The sequence below is a fragment of the Streptomyces colwelliae genome (assembly GCF_048158785.1).
Lineage (GTDB): Bacteria > Actinomycetota > Actinomycetes > Streptomycetales > Streptomycetaceae > Streptomyces.
In genome coordinates, this window is sequence record NZ_JBLTJC010000073.1 from 1 (window position 1) to 17,856 (window position 17,856).

17 protein-coding genes, 1 tRNA gene and 1 pseudogene are annotated in these 17,856 nt (G+C 69.5%); 13 read left to right on the forward strand and 6 right to left on the reverse strand.

Going from position 1 to position 17,856, the window contains the following annotated elements; translation table 11 throughout:
• The first annotated feature begins 181 nt into the window (after nucleotides 1–181).
• The 3 genes from ACNFOC_RS17490 (at nucleotide 182) to ACNFOC_RS17500 (ending at nucleotide 1,186) form a co-directional block, all read left to right on the forward strand.
• Nucleotides 182–343 (forward strand): hypothetical protein, encoded by a 162-nt coding sequence (locus ACNFOC_RS17490; RefSeq protein ID WP_416960044.1) that lies wholly within the window; start codon nucleotides 182–184, stop codon nucleotides 341–343.
• Between the two features lie 153 nt (nucleotides 344–496).
• Nucleotides 497–772 carry a hypothetical protein gene (locus ACNFOC_RS17495; protein ID WP_212728890.1) on the forward strand — a complete coding sequence of 92 codons (276 nt, stop codon included), beginning with the start codon at nucleotides 497–499 and terminating at the stop codon, nucleotides 770–772.
• Between the two features lie 81 nt (nucleotides 773–853).
• On the forward strand, nucleotides 854–1,186 hold the full coding sequence (locus ACNFOC_RS17500; RefSeq protein ID WP_416960045.1) for a hypothetical protein: 333 nt from the start codon (nucleotides 854–856) through the stop codon (nucleotides 1,184–1,186).
• Here ACNFOC_RS17500 and ACNFOC_RS17505 read toward each other — a convergent pair.
• Nucleotides 1,133–2,137, reverse strand: coding sequence for a transcriptional regulator (locus ACNFOC_RS17505; protein WP_249938730.1), 1,005 nt, complete (start codon nucleotides 2,135–2,137; stop codon nucleotides 1,133–1,135). The two genes, ACNFOC_RS17500 and ACNFOC_RS17505, sit on opposite strands and share 54 nt — an antisense overlap.
• A 769-nt stretch (nucleotides 2,138–2,906) precedes the next feature.
• Between ACNFOC_RS17505 and ACNFOC_RS17510 the strand changes: the two genes are divergently transcribed.
• The 4 genes from ACNFOC_RS17510 (at nucleotide 2,907) to ACNFOC_RS17525 (ending at nucleotide 5,927) form a co-directional block, all read left to right on the forward strand.
• Entirely contained in the window at nucleotides 2,907–3,125 is a 219-nt protein-coding gene (locus tag ACNFOC_RS17510; RefSeq protein WP_249938729.1) for a hypothetical protein, read from the forward strand.
• Nucleotides 3,126–3,680: 555 nt separating this feature from the next.
• A complete protein-coding gene (locus ACNFOC_RS17515; RefSeq protein WP_416960046.1) occupies nucleotides 3,681–4,154 on the forward strand; it encodes a hypothetical protein in 474 nt (157 codons plus the stop codon).
• 45 nt (nucleotides 4,155–4,199) lie between these two features.
• Nucleotides 4,200–5,423 (forward strand): DUF4262 domain-containing protein, encoded by a 1,224-nt coding sequence (locus ACNFOC_RS17520; protein WP_416960047.1) that lies wholly within the window; start codon nucleotides 4,200–4,202, stop codon nucleotides 5,421–5,423.
• Between the two features lie 51 nt (nucleotides 5,424–5,474).
• A complete protein-coding gene (locus ACNFOC_RS17525) occupies nucleotides 5,475–5,927 on the forward strand; it encodes a hypothetical protein (protein WP_416960048.1) in 453 nt (150 codons plus the stop codon).
• A 220-nt stretch (nucleotides 5,928–6,147) separates the two neighbouring features.
• On the opposite strand, the gene ACNFOC_RS17530 is transcribed toward ACNFOC_RS17525, so the two are convergent.
• Entirely contained in the window at nucleotides 6,148–6,987 is an 840-nt protein-coding gene (locus ACNFOC_RS17530; protein ID WP_212728886.1) for a hypothetical protein, read from the reverse strand.
• A gap of 343 nt (nucleotides 6,988–7,330) precedes the next feature.
• On the opposite strand from ACNFOC_RS17530, the gene ACNFOC_RS17535 reads away from it, so the two are divergent.
• Nucleotides 7,331–8,683 (forward strand): helix-turn-helix domain-containing protein, encoded by a 1,353-nt coding sequence (locus ACNFOC_RS17535; RefSeq protein ID WP_416960049.1) that lies wholly within the window; start codon nucleotides 7,331–7,333, stop codon nucleotides 8,681–8,683.
• 37 nt (nucleotides 8,684–8,720) lie between these two features.
• On the opposite strand, the gene ACNFOC_RS17540 is transcribed toward ACNFOC_RS17535, so the two are convergent.
• Nucleotides 8,721–9,524, reverse strand: a complete 804-nt coding sequence (locus tag ACNFOC_RS17540) for a GNAT family N-acetyltransferase (protein ID WP_416960050.1) — start codon at nucleotides 9,522–9,524, stop codon at nucleotides 8,721–8,723.
• A 245-nt stretch (nucleotides 9,525–9,769) separates the two neighbouring features.
• Here ACNFOC_RS17540 and ACNFOC_RS17545 point away from each other — a divergent pair, with 245 nt between their 5' ends.
• Together ACNFOC_RS17545 and ACNFOC_RS17550 are read left to right on the forward strand one after the other, a co-directional pair.
• The gene (locus ACNFOC_RS17545) at nucleotides 9,770–10,789 is read left to right on the forward strand and encodes a hypothetical protein (RefSeq protein WP_416960051.1); all 1,020 of its coding nucleotides are present in this window, start codon (nucleotides 9,770–9,772) and stop codon (nucleotides 10,787–10,789) included.
• A 254-nt stretch (nucleotides 10,790–11,043) separates the two neighbouring features.
• A pseudogene (locus tag ACNFOC_RS17550) lies at nucleotides 11,044–11,369 on the forward strand (dTDP-4-dehydrorhamnose reductase); the annotation flags it as partial.
• Nucleotides 11,370–11,415: 46 nt separating this feature from the next.
• On the opposite strand, the gene ACNFOC_RS17555 reads toward ACNFOC_RS17550, so the two are convergent.
• The 3 genes from ACNFOC_RS17555 to ACNFOC_RS17565 all read right to left on the reverse strand — a co-directional run bounded on the left by ACNFOC_RS17555 (nucleotide 11,416) and on the right by ACNFOC_RS17565 (nucleotide 12,755).
• Nucleotides 11,416–11,490: transfer RNA gene (locus ACNFOC_RS17555), tRNA-Trp, on the reverse strand.
• A gap of 71 nt (nucleotides 11,491–11,561) precedes the next feature.
• A complete protein-coding gene (locus ACNFOC_RS17560; RefSeq protein WP_200726567.1) occupies nucleotides 11,562–11,996 on the reverse strand; it encodes a hypothetical protein in 435 nt (144 codons plus the stop codon).
• A gap of 39 nt (nucleotides 11,997–12,035) precedes the next feature.
• Complete coding sequence (locus ACNFOC_RS17565) at nucleotides 12,036–12,755, reverse strand: DUF1889 family protein (protein WP_212728883.1); 720 nt, start codon at nucleotides 12,753–12,755, stop codon at nucleotides 12,036–12,038.
• 257 nt (nucleotides 12,756–13,012) lie between these two features.
• Between ACNFOC_RS17565 and ACNFOC_RS17570 the strand changes: the two genes are divergently transcribed.
• The 3 genes from ACNFOC_RS17570 to ACNFOC_RS17580 all read left to right on the forward strand — a co-directional run bounded on the left by ACNFOC_RS17570 (nucleotide 13,013) and on the right by ACNFOC_RS17580 (nucleotide 17,842).
• The gene (locus ACNFOC_RS17570) at nucleotides 13,013–13,681 is read left to right on the forward strand and encodes a hypothetical protein (RefSeq protein ID WP_200726538.1); all 669 of its coding nucleotides are present in this window, start codon (nucleotides 13,013–13,015) and stop codon (nucleotides 13,679–13,681) included.
• A complete protein-coding gene (locus ACNFOC_RS17575) occupies nucleotides 13,678–15,726 on the forward strand; it encodes a hypothetical protein (RefSeq protein ID WP_416960052.1) in 2,049 nt (682 codons plus the stop codon). Before ACNFOC_RS17570 ends, ACNFOC_RS17575 begins: the two co-directional genes overlap by 4 nt.
• A gap of 85 nt (nucleotides 15,727–15,811) precedes the next feature.
• The gene (locus ACNFOC_RS17580) at nucleotides 15,812–17,842 is read left to right on the forward strand and encodes a hypothetical protein (RefSeq protein ID WP_212728881.1); all 2,031 of its coding nucleotides are present in this window, start codon (nucleotides 15,812–15,814) and stop codon (nucleotides 17,840–17,842) included.
• Nucleotides 17,843–17,856: the final 14 nt, after the last annotated feature.

Here is a 17,856-nt window from a genome sequence, read left to right on the forward strand (position 1 = left end):
GCGGCGAAGGGCGGAAGGAACCGCCCTGCCGTGGCGGGCGCAGCCGCCTGCGACTTCGCTGTCAGCGCGGACGAGCTCGGAGCGCAGGCGCTCCAGCGGCGTGAACCCTGAGATGGGCACAACCCTTGCCGCCCTGTCGGCGGAGCACATCGGAATGTTGGTCGAGGTCGACGATTCGGTCATGGCCGACTCTCAGACCGTGCTCTACACCGCCACCCGACGTGTGCGACTCCTCGACTTTGAGCAGCGCAACGGCGCCACACGCCTCCTTGACGGACTCGTTCCGCAATGGCCGACCTGGATCGAGTGGGCCGACTGGCGCAAGTTCCGCGTACTGAACTGACCCGGCTGGCCTTCACACCCCAGGAGCACCACCGCCCTCATAACCAAGGCAAAACTGCCTGACCTACCGGGCCCGACATCGGCTCCCGCACCCCTTCTAGCCGGGGCTGGACCGGGCCACTCACAGCACCACAAGGACCGAGAGGCCGCAGGAATGACATTCGACGAATGGGCCGAGCGCCTGGACCGGGTCTACATGGACGGGGCTCAGCACGACTGGCGCGACGAGGACAAGAGAGCGTGGGATGAGGCCATCCGCGAGATGTCGGTCGATTTTCCCCACCTCGCGATCACGTGGATGGATCCGAAGTGTGGCTGCTGCACCTTGGAAGACCCGGCGTTGCTCGCCTTCGACGATCCTCGGGGGCCGGGCTGGTTCGAGCTGCTCTACCCGACCTTTCGCCCGACACACACCTACTACCTGGGCTGACGACGCCCAGCACGCCGGGCTCGGCTTCCGGCTCGGAGTCCATGCGGACGTGGTGTCCGCAAGCGAATGAGAGGAGAACAGGTGTTCCAGGACAGCAGCACAGTGAATCGTCAGGAGTTCATGGACGCGCTGCGCGAACAGTGGGAGGCGCAGCCGACTGAGCAGTACGAGTTCCTCGGGCTGACTGGCATGGACTACAACGACTGGTTGGAACACCGCCACGGGTGGCCGGTCGATGCGGCTGGCAACTGCCGCGTCCATTCGGAACTGGAGGAGTTCCCGGCAACAGAGTGCACGGTGTGCTCGACCCTGATCAAGCTGTACGAGGAAGGGGCGGTGGGGATTCGGTCGGCGGAGCGGTCAGAGGGCGACGCGCAGGGCGGTGCGGCGGGCGAAGGCGGTGAGGCCCGGTAGGTCCGGCCGGCGCGCGGCGACCTCGGCAGTCAGCGCGCGCACCGAGGGGCGGCGGGCCTCCAGCGGTGCGGCACGCTCCACGAGTTGTAGCTGGACGAATGCGGATGGCACGTCGTCAGCGGCCAGCAGGGCGCGGGCGGTGTCGGTCGCCGCGCGGGCTCGGCGCTCCGGCGTGGGCAGCACGGCTGGCTCCAGGCCCGCGGCGTACGCCAGGGCGCGGTCGATGTCGCCGAGCTTCTGGTGGATCCCGACCCGGTACAGCATGCACTGCGTCGGCGACAGCTCCCCGTCCGCTGGCACTCGCCCCCGGTCGTGGAGGAGGCGGGCCGCGGTCTGTTCGGCCAGGGACGCGAACTGCTCGGCAGCGGAGGGCATGCGGGCCTGGGCGGCGGTGTACGCGGCGGTCAGGGCCACCATTCCGGATGCGTCCAGGACGACCGCGGACGGTCGGGGGCCGGCGTTCAGCTCATCGTGTGCTTCCTGGAGCAGCTGCAGGGCGCTATCCGGGCGGCCCGTTCGGCGCAGCGGTGTCGCCGCCGCGCGCGCGGCGGCCGCGAGGAGGACCGGGTGGCCCGAGCGGCGGGCCGCCGTTCCGGCTCGGGCTGCGAAGGCGGCCGCCGTGTCTACGTCGCCTTCCTTGACTGCTAGTTGAGAGGCGAGCACCCATACCCCTGCCGCCCGGCTGGCGCCGACCGGGCCCGTTCGTTCGCTCTCGCTCGCGCGGGTCACCATCCCAGGGAGCACCTGGTGCAGCCGGTCGTACCTGCCTGTGGCGAACAACCTGCGCGCGGCCGGGAGTTCCCTGTCCGCCAGGCGCTGGCTGAGTCCGCTGGCGAGTGCCGGTGTCGTGTCGCCCGCCCATAGTGCCGCCGCGCAAAGCCCGGCGCTCAGTACCCTCCTGCGCTCCATCACCATGCCACCGTCCTCCTCGACCGCTGTTCCGGGCGTCATGCCGGGGTCTTCGGCCGTTCTTGCGACGGTACGGGCCTGGCCGGGTCTCGGGCAGGGCGCACATCTGCCGGCTCCGCGCGCCCCTTTCTGCTCTGGCGCTCCGGTGTCTGGGCGGGCGGATGTGGGCGCGGAGGCCCGGCGCGCCGCATGGGTAACGGGCACTCGCGCGGCGCGGCATAGGGACGGCGGCGACCGGACGGTCCCTGATGCTCTCCGGCACATGCCCGGGGGGCCGGGTCCCGAGGCGGACGGCCCCCCGCTCTCGTTCAGGTTGAGGCTGGCCGTGCCTTGCATGGGGGTCGAGAATCTCGGCTGTTGCGTCTTTGTATTTCCATGTGTATTGTTGTTCTTGCGGGGGCGGGGGAACCGCAGAACCCGCCGACAAGCCACCCGACCAACAGGCCGCCGCCCGTGGCCTCGTCGAGGAAGTCGACCCGACCGGGGTCACCGGCTACATCTCCCCGTGACAGCCCCAAGTCACCGCAGGACAGCCCTTCCCTCAGGGGCAGTCCGCGCCCACCCACTCCGACGATCCTGAGAGCTCGCGTTGTTCTATTTGATGAAATGCCCCTGTTGCGGCCGCCCGACCATGTTTCACGAGCTGGAACGCCACACCGCCCCGAGCCTCTTGATCGACCCCGAGACGGGCTTGCCGCCCGGCGTCTCTCCCGACGGCCACCGTGCGACCCCTTCACCAGCGGCCACAGCCAGAGCCCGCAAGCAGCCCCTGTGCCAGTCGTGTCTCGATGACATACGGGCCGGGCGAGCGGTGACCTTCTCCGTACGCCTGAAGGGCGAGCAGACCGCGATGGCTGTCGCCCACGAGATGCCCCTCCTCGACGACGAGGGCCGGGTGATGGCCGTCCGCTGTCCGTCCGCCGGGTGCGGAGCGGTTGTCGACCTGATCAACGGCCGGCTGGACGGCCACATCGTGCGCGGCCAGGAGTGCCGCATGTCCGGCGTGCGGGTGGTGGTCAGTGAGGAGTGAAGCGTGAGCTGAACACCCTCAGTCGCTGACCTTCTAACCCTCTCGGGCCGTGCCCGAACCCCTAAACCGCTGTCCCGACGACTGCCCCGACTGCGCCGAGAACGACCACGCGTGAGACATCGGGGCGAATGCGGAGTTGATCTCGACATGAGTACCCCCGTCCCGGGAACCGGGGCAAAGAAGCGTCCCGCGAGGCGTCGCAAGGTCAAGAACGCTCGGACCGGCTCCGTGGGAAGCAAGATCCTGCCGGGTCGGTACAGCGACGAGGGCGAAAAAGGGCCCTGGTTCCGGCGTCTGGTTCGCCGCGCTGAGACGCGCGACTGGCAGCGTGAGACATCGCGGCTCTGACGGCCACCGTCAACCGGTCCTCCCCGTCGCGCCGGACAGCCGGAGAGCCGCCTCACGCCGCCGGTCTCCCGCAGGTGCGAGCGCGCCGGCCGAAACGCCGAAGGCCCTCTGCTTCACCTCTGCCGCTCCCGAAACGCGCGGCCCTGCCCCTCCCCCCTCCCCCTTCTATGTGCGCGCCCATCGTGGCGCTCGAACCTAGGAAGAAACGTGTCTGCTGATCTGCAGCTCCGCATCCATTCGGCACCCGCTGGCGAACTCGTTCCGCTTCTCGACCTCATGCGGGAGCACAGCCTCTGCGGCGAGTACGAGCGTGGCCCTGCCGAGGTCCTCACGCTAGGGCAGGTCTACCGCTCCCGGGACGCCGCGCTGGGCCTCTGCGAAGAGGTCGCCGCGCGACTGGAGGAGGACGCCCCGAACGCCGTGTTCGAGCTGTGGCAGGACCCTCACTGGAGCACAGACGGGCACTACCACGCGCACGTCCCGAAGTTCGGACATTTCGAGGCTGGCTGCGATGCCGAAGGCGTTCCGCATGTCGGCGTGCACGACCTCATCCAACGGCTGAGCAACAGCCCGGGAGCGACGCTCGGCGACTGGATGGCGGGCGAGGGGGCCGACCTTCTCGGCATCGCGGTGCTCGCCGTGGTGGGCGAGTACCGGGCGCAGCAGTCGTCCGACTCCTGATCCGGGCTCCTCCCCCCCTTTCACCCCGTCGGGGCCGGTTGGCCGGTGACGCATGCGGCGGCGCGGCGCCGCCGCTCCGCGATCGCCCGGATCGACGACGCGCACAACGGCCAGCCACTCCCCGGCCTCCCCCACCCACGATTCACTGGAGAACTGATCATGGCGGACATCCGCATGCGCTTCCTCGGGCACCCCTGGGAGCGAACCACCGTTTCTGCCGATTCCGGGATCCCTGAGGAGGTGTTCATCGCCCTCTTCCTCCGGGCGATGGAGACCGTCCCCGAACTGCGCGCCTTGCCCGGCGACCTGGAGACGTACACGGTGCGTTGGGACGGCGACGAGGCCTCGATCTACCACCCGGATGTGGAGCAGGTCGTCTTCCGTGCCCAGCCCGCGCCCGAGCGTTCCGTGCAGGGGGGTGCTCCAGTCGGGACGCGGCCGCCTGAGGTGTGGCGCGGGGAGCGCGGCCACGACTTCTATCCGGCTCCGGCGGTGCTGGCCGAGATCCCGGGTCTGTGGGAAACGGTCTTGGAGCCGCATGGGCACAGGGTGGTCGGCCTCCGGTACTTCTCCGCCTGGGGCGAGTGGTACGTCGTGGAGGTCGATGACGCGAGCGGTGAGGCTTACGGGTGGTCGTGCCTGGGCGGTGACCTGTCACAGGGCCGGTGGGGTTTGATCGATCTTCCGGCTCTGGAGTCGTTCCATCAGGAGGACGACCTGTCCCAGTTGGTTGTTCGCGATCTGGATTTCACACCCGCTGTCGCAGCCAGTGTTTTGCCGGAGGGCCGACCTTACGATTCCTGCGGGGACGCGGATTGCCCTGTGTGTCTGCCCGATTTCATGACGGAGTACGTTGCTCGACTGCGTGAGATTATCGCGGAGCACGGGTTCGCCGTCCAGGCGGTTCTTGCTGATGAGGGTTCTGCCGCCTATTGCTACACCGTCGGTCTGCACGAGTCTCTGGGACATGAGTTCGTGATGGCCGGCCTGGACGTCAGGGCGATGCAGGGCGTGCTCCATTCCGTCGTCGAGCGGTTCGCCGGATCGTCTGGTCCGGTCACCGGTGAGGTCCTGGACGGGCTTCTCGCGAACGGATTCCGACTGCTCATGCGCCCCGTGGAGTCCTTGGAACCCTTCGCGATGCTACGGGCGGTGTATGGCCGGGATACCGCTGTGCCGTACTGGCAGGCCGTGTGGCCCGATCGTGACGGCGTCTTCCCGACTGATGCTTCCTGCTCGCTTTCGCCCGGAACGCAACCGCTTCTCTAGCCGGTTTCGGGGTTCTCAAATTCTTGCGTTGTCGTTTTAGGGGGTATTTTCATGCGTCAGCCCGAACCGCTGGATGCTATTGAGGAGCTGCGGCTCTTTCTGGATTTCGCCGTTCCGCTGTGCGGCGCTGACATCGCGTACAAGCTCAGGCAATGGGGCCATTCTCGCGAGCAGGCCAAGAACTGGCTACGTGGCGAAGCCGAGCGCGCTGGCGGCAGCTTGGGCGAGAACGGTGACGTGCTGCAGTTCAGCGACGGTCGTCCTCGGTCGGGACGCGCACAGAACCGTGTGGTCCGGACGGCGAGTGAGCTTGCTCGCGGCGTCGCAGCGGCAGCACTGCTCGCTCAGCTGGAGGGGAAGAGCGGGGTCGAGGCTTTCGGTGGCTTCTACGGTGTCGCCGCCGGGCCCACTGAGGCCGACACGGCCCGAGTCCAGGATGGGGAGAACGGTGCAGTCGGTGGCGCCGCTCGTGGTAGCTGTCCTGTACGGCGGCCGGCCGCATAAACGCGCCAAGGGAGTCCCGGTGCCACGCCCGTCCGCGGTACCTCGTCCCGGCCGGTGAGTCGAGCCCGCAGAGAGCCGTATTGGAGCTCTCGGCTCACCCATTAGTCTCGCTGTGGCCCGTGCCGGAATGGAGTGTGCGGGACAGGCCCCGGTCCCCGTGACGGGACGCAGTACGGCCGGGGCCGACACTCCCGGGGCGGTTCGTACAGTCGCCGACGGCTCAGTCCAGGCGGGAGAAGTCGAGATCCACCAGGATCTCCTTCAGGTCGACCTTCTCGTCGAGGCAGAAGCCCCGAAGCTCGTCCCACATCTCGGAGACACCCTCCAGAGCGCCACCGAGCAGGGACAGCTGTCCGCGGTCCTCGTCGTATTCCTCGTCGTGGAGGTAGACCATCTCCGCCTTCTGGAGCTCGCGTACGACGCTGAGCAGCGTCGTACGGTCCGCCGAGAAGCGCCGCAACACCAGTTCGAAGTCCGTGGTCTCCTCGTGGACCACGAGGGCGAGAACCTGTCGGGCCATCCGCGTGAGGCCGCCGACACGCCCCGCGAAGCGGTTGACCAGTTCGAGGACGTCCTGTTCGTCCGACGGATCCTGGTCGGCGTCCTCCCAGGCGAAGAAGCGGCGCATGGTGGTGGCGGGCCGCACCAGGAAGCCGTTGACCGTGTCCCGGAACTCGGCCTCGATGTCGTCGACCGTGTACCGGTACGTGCCCTCATGCTTCTGTTTGACCGCGCGCAGGTACTCGACGGTGTAGTTGTCCCGGGTGACGCTGCTGTCGATCAGGTCGTGGTGCACCCCGCACAGCAGCATCAGGTTGTCGAAGTCCCTCAGCTGTTCGACGTCCCGGCCGTCCCATGCCTCGTGCCGGGCGCTGCCGGGCTCAGCGCCGATGATGTGGGCGATCTTGCCGACCCAGGCGCCCTCATCCGTGACCAGCCGCGTTGGGCAGTGCGGGTCGCCCCAGGCGCACTCGTTGCCGGAGAACGCCCACAGCCGGCGCGCGACGCCGGACATCGGCTCCTTGCGGTTCTTCTCGGGGCCGCTCGTCCGCTTGGCCACAGCCCGCCCTTCCTTCGCCCTGACGACAACGCGCAGCGTAGTCGAGTGTGTTGGGGTGCGGCATGCGTGCAGGTTGTCCGGCTGCTACGGCGCAGGGTCGGGCGGGCGCGGGGGCGAGTTCGGCCTGTTCGGCGACGGCGCCGAGACGGTCGGCGGGCACCGCGTATGTGGCCGCGTAGCCAGCGGCTGTGCTGGGCCTGACGCTGGGCGCTGGTGGCCGGCCGAGAGGTGAGGCGGGTCTGCTCTGGTGTGGGTGAACTTCGGTCGTTGTCGCCCGAGTCCGTGTCGTAGTCGGGATGATGTGGCACGTGCGGGGCCGCGGCGGCCGCGGGAGGGGGCCAGGGTGAGCAGGTGGGGGAAGCAGCAGGACCGGCTGGTGGTGCGGGCCGTCGACGTGCTGTCGGGTGTGCTGAACGGCGCGGTGCCGGAGCCTGCTCGTCGTGTCGTCGCCTCCCGGGCACTGCTGGCCGTCGAGGAGTTGGTGTTCCCGATGCACGAGGAGCTGGTGCTGGAGGAGAACGCGGACGCGGCGGCGCGTGAGGCTACCGATGAGCAGTGGGCACACGACGCTGCGGTGCGCGGGTGGGTGATCGAGACGTTGGCCGAGCACGCCACGTCCTACAACGAGCTCCATGAGGTGTGGGAAGACGATCTGGAGTACGTCGAACCCCGTGGTGACCATCCGGTGTGGGCGCTGCTGGAGCTGGCTCCCTTCGCGCGACGCCTGCGGCTGCTGCAAGAGGCGGCCGCGAAGACAGCCGTCGGCCTGGGCGGCGACGTCGGCGTCGGCGCGCACCAGATCGGGCACTGGGCGGCGGGCCGGTCCCGGCCCGGAGAACGTGAGCGGGAGGCGCTGGCAGAGGCGCTGGGTGTCCACCGGGCGTGGCTGCACGCTTCGCGCGACGAGCAGCCCGATGTGCAGCTGTACCGGTTCGCGTCCTGCCCGTGCGAGAAGCCGACCGCCATGACGCGGCTAGGGCTGGGCCGGGAGGAGCCGGACTGGTACGACAGCCCCGCCGAGCAGGCTGCCGCCGTGCACTGGTGTGGCGGCTGCCGGCAGGGCTGGGTGAAGGACGCGGCCGGCTGGCTGCTGCCGCTGCCTCCCGGGGAGGAGCCGAAACCGTCCCACAGGGACTTGGCCGGCCTCGGCCGACCGTTCAGCAGCAGCCCCTCGGTAACCTTCGATGAGCCGTGGCCGCGGGCTCTGTGGCAGCTCCCGGCAGGCCGGAAAGGCCGCGCCCGCACCGCCTACCAGGTCCCCGAACTGCTCACCCGGGAGCCGCAAACCCTGCCCGTACGGCCGACAGCCGCGCGCATCGTCGTGCCAGAACCGGTGTGGGGGGCCGGTTCAGCGGAGCGGCTCGCCGCGAACGCGTCGTGGTGCCGCACCTGCCGGGCCCTGGCCAACGCGCCTGAGGGGGCGGCCGGCGGACCGTGGGTTCTGCTGCACCGCAGCGAGCCGCGACGCGGGCTGAGCACCTGGACCTACCCCACCGAGAAAGACGCTCTGCATCACGGCGCCCATCTGGCCATGACGTACCTGCAGCTGGACGACGGTCCCCTCGACCCTGTGGCGCTGGACCTGTTCGTCGGCCAGGCTCACCCCCAGGTCATCGCCCGCTTCCTCGAACTGCACCCGGAGACCACCCAGTTCGAGGTCGCCGAACTCGTCCCCATGCGCGCCAGCGAGTTCTGAGCGCCGACGCGCTCCTTGGCCGCGCCGGGGCGAGCGGTCAGGAAGCTCCAGCCGTTGTCAGCCAGGCGATCCACGCGCCGTCCTGCGCCCTGCCCAGGTGAAGGTCTGGCGTGTGATCGGCCCTGCGGGCGCAGACTCGGCCGTAGGCGCCGTGACGGGCGGGGCACAGCCGGGCCAACTCCTCGGGCGTGAGCACCGCGAGGTCGTCGGGGAGGTCCTGGCCGGCCGCGGTCGCGCGTGCCTGGGCACCTCGTCGGCGTTCGACGGCGTCCCGGTGCTCGGCGAGCAGACGGACCCAGCGCAGATCGCTGTCGTCCTGGTCGCCCGCGGGGGTGTAGAGGCACTGGCGCGCACCGTGCTCGTCGAACTCGTCCACGACGATCATGCCGATCGACTCCAGCATGCGGCACGAGGCCAGGTTGGCCTTCTGGGTGACCGCAACCAGCGGGCCACCGCCCGGGACGGCGTCCGTCCACCAGCTGACGGCCGCGGCGACGGCCTCCCTGCCCAGCCCTTCGCCCCAGGCGGAGGGGAGCAGCTGGTAGGAGATTTCGGCGCGGCCCTCGCACCTGTGGTCGGCGCCGATGGTCACCAGGCCGATCGGTCGCTGGTCGGCGACGCGGACGACAGTCCACGCGCCGGCCGTCGTCGGGTAGGCGGCCTGCCGGGCGGCGACGCGCTCCTGCGTGACCGGACCGCCGAGGTGCGCGCGGACCCGGTCGTCGGTCAGCAGCCCGTGCACGAGGAGTCCGTCTCCGTGGGTGACCGGCCGCAGGAAGAGATGGTCAGTGCGCAGCTCGGCGGGCCAGAGGCGGTCCAGGGCGGTGACGACGGATTCCATGAATGTCACCCTGGCAGCCGGCGGCTCGCAGCGGGCCGGCTTCGTACGGAGACGCACGGGCGGGTGACGGGAGTGAGCGGCTCCGGGGCTGGCCCCTGCGGTGGAGCCGGCCCAGCGCAAGGAGCCGTACGAATGCTCGTGCTTTCGGTTCCCGTTCGGTTACCGGCGGGGGCGTTGTCGGTGGCGGCTGGCAGTCTGCCCGGACAGAGGCAGTGCCGTTTCGGAGCAACAGGAGAGGTCGCACCGTGGACCAGTTCAGGGGCTGGAAGAGGTACCCGCGCATCATCGAGGGTGCTCTCGCGCGCGCCGGCTACGCGGATGCCGAATTCGCGGTCCGCCGGGGAGAGGTGCGGGGTACGGCGGAGGCCCGGTGGGCGTGGACCGGCGGGGCTGCGGAGCTGACCGCCGAGGAGTGGCCGGACGGGCTGGAGCTGGTGTGGAACTCGTCCGCGGGCTGGGCGTACCAGGAGCGAGACGGTGACAAACTCGTCGCGTTACCGATCCCAGTACTGGCGGCGCCGGCGGCGATCACCGCGCTGCTGCCGGCCCTCATGGACGGGCGCCGCGACCAGCTTCCTGCGTCCGAGGACCGGTGGGAGCACGCTGCGATCCTCGCGAGGTGGGCGGAGTCTGCCGCAGTCCTCGGCGACGACAAGTACGACGCGGCCTACCAGCGCGCCGAGGAGGAAGCCGCGACATTCGAACGGTGGCAGGCCGAGCTGGGTGACGTTCTGCCCGTCACGGCGCCGCTTCCCGTGGAGGCCGACGGCACCGCCGGGGCCGCCGCCCTCGGGTCCGGTGACGCCGGCACGCCAGACGCGGCGGAGCGGGCCCGGCGCGCGCACGTGGACGTCATCCTGCAGTGGGCCCTCACGGCACGCGACGACCGCAGCCACCACCCGGACCCGGAGGCGTTCGGGGCCCTGTGCGACTTCTTCACCCGCGCCGTGGTCTTCCCCGGGCTGATGGACCCCGACGACGGGCAGCGCCAAACCAGCGACCCCTCTCGCGCCCTGGCCCACCTGCTCATCCAACACCTTGAGCAGTACGGCATGGACCTGGATGACCTGCCCGAGCTGGTGGCGCCCGATACGTCCGTCGCGCCCGTCGGTGACGCACTGGCCGAATGCGTCGCCCAGGCACTGCGCTCCAGCCGCTGGTTCAGTGACGCTGCGTCCAACAGCGGGCAGGTGGTGTTCCACACCGTGTTCGGCGCCCACGGAACTCTCCAAGTTGCCGACGAGGCGGGCGGTGACGGCGTGTAGGTGTAAGAGGCGAGGGACACGACCGATGACCGTAACCGCCGCCGACTCAGTCAGTCCTCGAAGTAGGCCTCGTACCAGGCGTCGATCTCATCGGCGGCGAGGGCAGTGGCGAAGATGGCGGTCAGGACCCGCTGAGGCACGGACCGAGGATCGCTGGCGGCCAGTTGCTCCAGGTTCGGCATTGCGCAGGGCCGCAGCGTCGGCGTGGGCGGCGAGGATCACGCCGTGGATGGTCAGGTCGGTCTGCTCATCGATTCACCGACGACGTCCGCTGCCCGGTGCACGTCGCCGATCTGGCCGCCGCCCTGCTGGAGTTGGCCTCGTGCGACGCGGCCGGCATGCACCATCTCGGCGGGCCCGACGCGCTGAGCCGTCACGACCTCGGCATCCTTATCGCCAAGCGGGACGGCCTCGACGACGCCCGGTTGCCCACGGGCCTGCGGGCCGGCAGCACCCTTCCCGGCGCCCTCGACGTACGCCTCGACAGCGGGCGGCCCAGCGCAATCTGCGCACCACACTGCACGGTGCTCGGCAGTTCCTGCAGCGCACTGGCGTGACGCCCCAGTTCGTCGGCTCATGAGCGAGCGGCCAGGTCCCATGAGGACCTGGACGCGCTGCCGTTCGCGCAGGGGCGGCAGGATTCGAACCTGCGGCGCACGGGTTTGGAATCCGCTGCTCTGGCCGAGCTGAGCTACGCCCCTTCAGTGGCTGGAGCCTGGCACGGCCGTAGTTCCCTCAGCCACCGAATTTCGGGCCGAGCACCGACGAAGGATCAGGTGCGGGGCGGGGAGGGCCTGCTGATCAGCATCGGTATGAAGATCGCCATGGTGTACCCCACGCCCGCGAAGAGCGTGATGCCGATGCGCAGCCCGATGCCTTCACCGGCCGCGCCGGTTCCCCAGACGATGCCCAGCCCGACGAGGAGGCACAGGATCCACCAGCCCATCAGCACGTTCCAGGCTCGCAGGTCCTTGCGGAACTCGCGCTCCTTGGCCGCCCGCGCATCGGGGGTGTCGCTCAGGATCCGGGAGTGCCAGGAGAGGTAGCCCATGCGCCGGTCGTGATCCATCTGCTCCCAGTCGGCCGGCCTCAGCGGGATCCGTATGCCGTGGCGCTCGAGGTAGGCGTGGCGCTGTTCGCTGCTCAGCTCGCGCCAGCCGGTGGGCGGCTGCCAGGCCATAAGGTCCCTGCTGGTCCTCAGCGTCATGGCGCGACACGGTACCGCGCCAGACCTCACCGCGTGCAGCTAAGACGCCTGGTCCTGCCATCGCTGAACGGCACCGGGGGAGAAGGGGTCGGTCGGAAGCGGTCGGAACGTGGATCCCTCAAGCACCTTGGTGGCGTACTGCCGTAGACGGTCTTCCTCTGCGCCGGTGAAGCCATGACCCAGCGCCCAGCCGCACAGCTTGTCAACGTCCCACCGGTAGCCCGCCTCGTGCAGTTTCAGCAGCGTGTGCAAGGCGAACGCCTTGTCGATGTGGCTGGCGAGGGCGTTGGCGTGGTTCACGTGCTGCCCCAGCTCGGTCATCGCCGCCTCGACCACCGGCTCCAGCAGCGGTTCGTCCGCCTCGGGGTGTACGGAGCCGTCGACCACGCTCACCGCACGGCGTGCGCGCAGCCACGCGGTCAGGAGGGGATCGGTGCCCCATGGAATGACGCAGATGGCTGTCGCCCGGCCCCGGAGGTCACTGGCGAGATCGCCCACGATCTCCCGGGTTGGCCATGGTGCCAGTACCGGGCCGCGGTCCCACCCCGACAGGGCGCCGCGCTTGGCGACGACGGCGTTCCGTACGTGCTGGGCCATCGGGTGTTGCTGGTAGTTCTGCAGCTGGGGGACCAAGACCAGCTTCTGGCCCGGTTGTTCCATGAGCCATTCGGCGCCGCGGATGCCTGCCTGGTCGGTCGTCCAGCCGGGTTCCTCGGGGGACCACGGCACGTAGGACAAAGGCGCACTGCTGGCGTTCACCACGATCGGGCTCCGTCCCTCGGTCTGTCTACGTACGAGCTTGGCACCGGCACGTCGGTGTCCCGTCAACCAGTGCCCTACGCCAGGAAGCGCATACGACACCACAGGCGACACCGCGGGGTTCACTCCTCCGGCCGATCGAGATTTCCGGGCCGATCGCGCCACACGGGGGTAATTCGGTGATGTTCGCTTGTATGGTGAGTGACCGATGATCAGCAATCAGTGAGGGTCCTGGACGTTCGGGCAGGTCCAAGGGGGTGGTCGCGGTCAGTCCTTCACCGACCACAGGCCAGACGGCGGTACGAGTCCTGTTCATCCTGGATCGGCTGGGTGAACCTTGCGCCGACTGGCCGCAGGTACCCGACACAGCCGTTCGGGCGATCCAGTCCCAGCGCAAGCTGCAGAAGCTGGACTTCCTCGTACGGAACCCGGACTACCTCGCAAACCTGATCATCACCAGGTGGCAGGACGGCAGCCTGCCGGCGGAGCGGCTCCTCGACGCCCGCGCCGTCTTCGAAGAACGCGAGCCGGAACTGCACACCTACCGGATGCTCCGCAACGACCACGGAGCCTACGAAGCTCTCGACAACGCCCTGAGCGTGCTGCGCCACCTGGGACTCATCGCGGTACGGCGCGCAGGCCGAGTGTCCGACGAACGAGTCCGCCGCAGGGACTACTTCCTCCTCCAGGCCGGCGCGGACCAAGCCCAACGGCTCCGCGAGAGCGAAGAGGTCCTCGCCTGGTACGACCAGCAGACCGGCTACGTGGCGGCCGCGGTCGAGGGGATGACCGGAGCCCAGCTGAAGGAACAGCAATACGGGCAGCCCGAGTACGCCACCACACCCGTGCGCCGGATGATCGGCGGTATCTCCGAGCGGGTCCGCGAGCGCCTGGACGAGGCGCTGGCCCAGGAGGGACTGGCATGACCACAGCGAGCAGCGGCCCGGGCCCGGTCGAGGTGTGGCTGGAGGAGATCGCGAAGGCGACCGGCCGAGAGCTGGACGACGTCAAGGCGGTCCTCGCCGAGCACGGCGTGCGTCCGCAGACCGCCCTGCCCAGGCCGCACTCGCTGAGCGTCACCGAGGTGGAGTTCGAGGGCGTGCGCCCCGCTCCGGCCGGTGACCACGATGGCGGCGACGACCAGGAGGGCGAGCCCTTTCACTTCCACTGGAAGATGGGGCCCGGAGTGTGGTGCCTGGCTTCGTCGGGCAAGAACGAGGCCGGCAAGTCCAGCGTGCTGGAGATCATCCTGTGGTGCCTGCGCGGCCGCAGTGCCCTCCAGCGCGACGTCCAGAGCTGGCTGCACCGGGTACGCACCGAGTTCGTCCTCGACGACGAGACCCTCGTCGTCGAGATGACCGTCAGCAACAGCAAGCCGTCGGGGACCGTGGCCTCCAAGGACACCGGAGCGGTGCTCCTGACCTTCGACAACGCCGCCACCTTCGAAGAGCTGATGGACGCCTTCATGCTGGACCGGCTCGGTCTGGAGCCGCTGCGCACCCAGCAGAAGCGCCCCGAAGGAGTGGATGGACCGCCCCTGACCGGCGAACTGTCCTGGCCGGCGTACGCCAGTGCCCTCCACATCAACCGCTCCGGCCTGGGCCACCTCCTGGGTAACGAAGCCCGCAACGCCCTGCCGACCCGGCTCCTTGAGCTCTTTCTGGGAGCACCCTGGGCCGCCACGATGGTGTCCGCCTCGGTCGCGCATAAGATCGTCACGGCGCAGCTGTCCGCCGCCAAGGCCCGCGCGCAGGCCGAGGCAGACGAGCGCAAGAGCAAAATCGACGAACTCGATCGCAGCCTCCAACGAGCCCAGGAACGGCTGGACGCCCTTCCCGACCTCGGTCAGAGCGCCGCCGACCTGAACGGCGCGTACCAGGATCTCGCGGCGGCGACCGAAGCGGCCGGCGCCGCGCAGCGCGAGCTCGCCGAAGCCCGCTCGCAGCACGACGAACTCGAACATCAGCGCCAGAACCTGGCCGCTCTGGTCCACGCCGCGCACGAAGCCGCCCTCGCCAAGGCCTTCTTCCACACCCTGAAACCGACGGTGTGTCCCCGCTGCGACGCCCAGGTCACCCAGACCCAATGGGCCCGGGAAGACGAAGGCCACTGCTCCCTGTGTACCTCCGAACTGCACCCGTCCCCAACGCAGTACGACGGCACCTCAGCCGACGAAGACGGCCTCGACGACGTCGACGACGTCGACGACGACCAGGAACTGCGCCAGACACTCGCCCAGGTCCAACAGGCCGTTGAGACGGCGGCCACCGTGCTGGCCGACAAGCAGGCCAGGGCGACCGCAGTCACTGCCGCACTCGGCCAGACCCGGAACGCCCTTCAGGAGGCGCTGGCCCGCCCGGCCACGGGCGATCGCCGAGCGGCCGAGCTCGAGGTCGCCCGGCTGAAGGGCGCCCTCGATGAACGTCGAGGACGCTTCGACGACCTCGGCGACCCGGCAGGACTCGCGCCGCTCCAACGGGACCAAGACATCCTCAAGGCTGCCGAGAAGGCTGCGCACACCCGCCGCACCCAGGCCCTGAAGGAGGTCATCCGAGCCGTCCAGACCGACATCGTCACGATGGGCCGCCAGCTCGGGCTGGAGATGCTCGAAGACGTCGAACTGGGCACGAGCGCCACCCTGAAGGTGTGGAAGGGCGGCCAGCATCAGTCGTACGGATCGCTCACCGAGGGCGAGCAGCTCCGGTTGAAGATCGTCACCACCACCGCGCTCCTGCGGCACGGCATCCGTACTGGCGTCGGCAGGCACCCGGGACTGCTCATCATCGACTCGCCCGGCGCCGAAGAAGTCGACCGCGGAGACCTGGAGCTGATGCTGGAAGGGCTCGTCCAGCTCACCGAGACGGCACCACGGCTCCAGGTTGTCGTCGCAACCGCCCGCGGCCAGGAGGTGGCCTCGGTCATTCCGGAAGACCAGCTACGCCTCGCGCCGGCCGGGGAACGCCTGTGGTGACCACCCCGTTTCGGCGGGTGTTCCGGGTACAGGCCCGGCCCCTATGCTCCACAGACGGCCGAGCGCAGTGAGGAGATGGTGACCGGTGTCCCCTGGCGCTCCCGATCCGCTGCAACCGCTGGTGGACGCCCAGCGCGCCGGCGGACCCACGCCGTCCCTCGTCGACCTCGGGGGGCTCGGCCACCTCCTGCAGGACACCGCCACCTTGCTCAACCACGACGAACTGCCCACCCTCGTCGCCCTGATGTGCGCCGACCACACAGCTATCCAGGACGACCAGGCCCGTGCGTTCCTCCTCACTGCCGCCGAGGTCCCTCAGGACCCGCTCCGCCTGGAGGGTGTCATCACCTCCCTCCTCGGATGTCCCGAGGCTGTCCACGAACTCGGCGATGACTTGGCCGACATCTGGCTCGATGCCAGCCGCAGCCACACCGACCTCCTGGGCGGCATCGCCCTGGAAGGCACTGCCCGCGTCGTCTTGGCCGGCGCCGCCGCCGAATATGGCCTCCTGGACCGTCTGCGCCGCCTGAACCAGGAACTTGCACGGATCGACGACGACTACGCCCTGCGCACCGTCAGAGTCGCAGGAGCCGTCGCCGAGCATTTCGACTCGCCCGCCCCCGGCCTCCTCCTGAGTCAGCTGGTCGAACGCGACGATGTCTCCGAGGACGCCGCCTTCGAACTCGGCATGCTCGCCCTGCGCCAAGCCCTGCACACCAACGACGCTGACCGCGCCCGCCCACTCCTTCTTGAAGCCCGTCGACACCTCAGCGACGCCCACCAGGACGAAGAACGACCCGACGCGGCCGCCTTCGGCGCCGCCATCGACGCGATCCTCGCCTTCTCCGCCGGCGCTCCTCTCCCCGACGACGCCAGAAGCCAGCTCGACGAAGCCGTCCTGGAACTACGCCTCAACCTCCTGGGCCTGCCACCTGGGTGGCGCACTCCGCGGCTGGACACCCTCACCGCCTGGCAACACCTCCTCGATACCCTCACCCGCGCACAGCACGCGGACCGCCCCGGAGCCTGGCTCCACGCCGCCGCCGTGATCAGCGATCTCGTGGACGTCTACACCGCCCACCGGACGCTCGACCTGTTCGCCCCCTCCTCGACCCCGGCCAATCTCCAGCCGGGGCCTGTTGTACCAGCGGCCACGCACGGCCTTCATTCCCTCCTCGCTCCCCGAGTCGAGGCCACCCTCCTCGCGCACGAAGGCGGACTGGCCCTCCTGGACGAGTGGCTGGAAGAACTCGTCGAGGACCCTGGCCGCGACCAGGACCCGACCACCACGCTCGTTCGGGAACAGGCCGCCCGGCTCCGGCAGGCGCTGGACACCGGGGGTGGTGCCTCGTCCCCAAAACCTGACCGCCCGGCGGCACAACTCGCCGGGCTCGGGCTCTCCTCAGCAGATACCGAGCGCCTACAGAACCTTCTGGCAGACGTACCGGAACTGAGTGAGCGGATCGCAGCGATGCTCGCCTCCCGGCAAGCCGCCCTGCCGGTCGACGAAGTGCCCATCATCGCTACGGCGTTCCGCGACACCCACCGCCAACTGCAGGAGCAATGCCCGGACGGATACGTCGGGCAGTTCGCCGCTGACGTGGACCGCATGGTCCTGCACCTGCTCCGGTTCGTCGACCTGCGGCTGTCCGAGACACAGAAGTACGGGGGACAAGCGCGGGCCTACCTCCGCCAACTCAAGAAGGACGAGGACAAACCCCGCGAAGCCGAACTCGGCCGCGACCTCCGCGACTTCCTGCGCGGCCAGGGCCTGCGGGTGCGCATGGAGGAAACCAACATCGGGGGCGGCCGCGTCGACATCGCCTGGCAGCCGCACACCGAACTCATCACCCTGGAGCTCAAGCGGGACTGGACCGACTCTTCCTGGGACGCGTACGCCAAGACCTACGGGCCCCAGGCGATTTCGTACCAGGTCGCCGGCCCACCCGTGAACTTCCTCGTGGTCCTGGATCTCACCCCGAAGCCGCATGGTCTCGCGGCCATCCCGGCGTGTATCCAGGTCCGCACCCTGCCGGGCCCCGCCGGCGACCCTCGTCCGCGCACCCTGATCATGGTCCGAGTTCAGGGCAACAAACGAGACCCCAGCGACGTGTAGCCGGTCATCGCCTC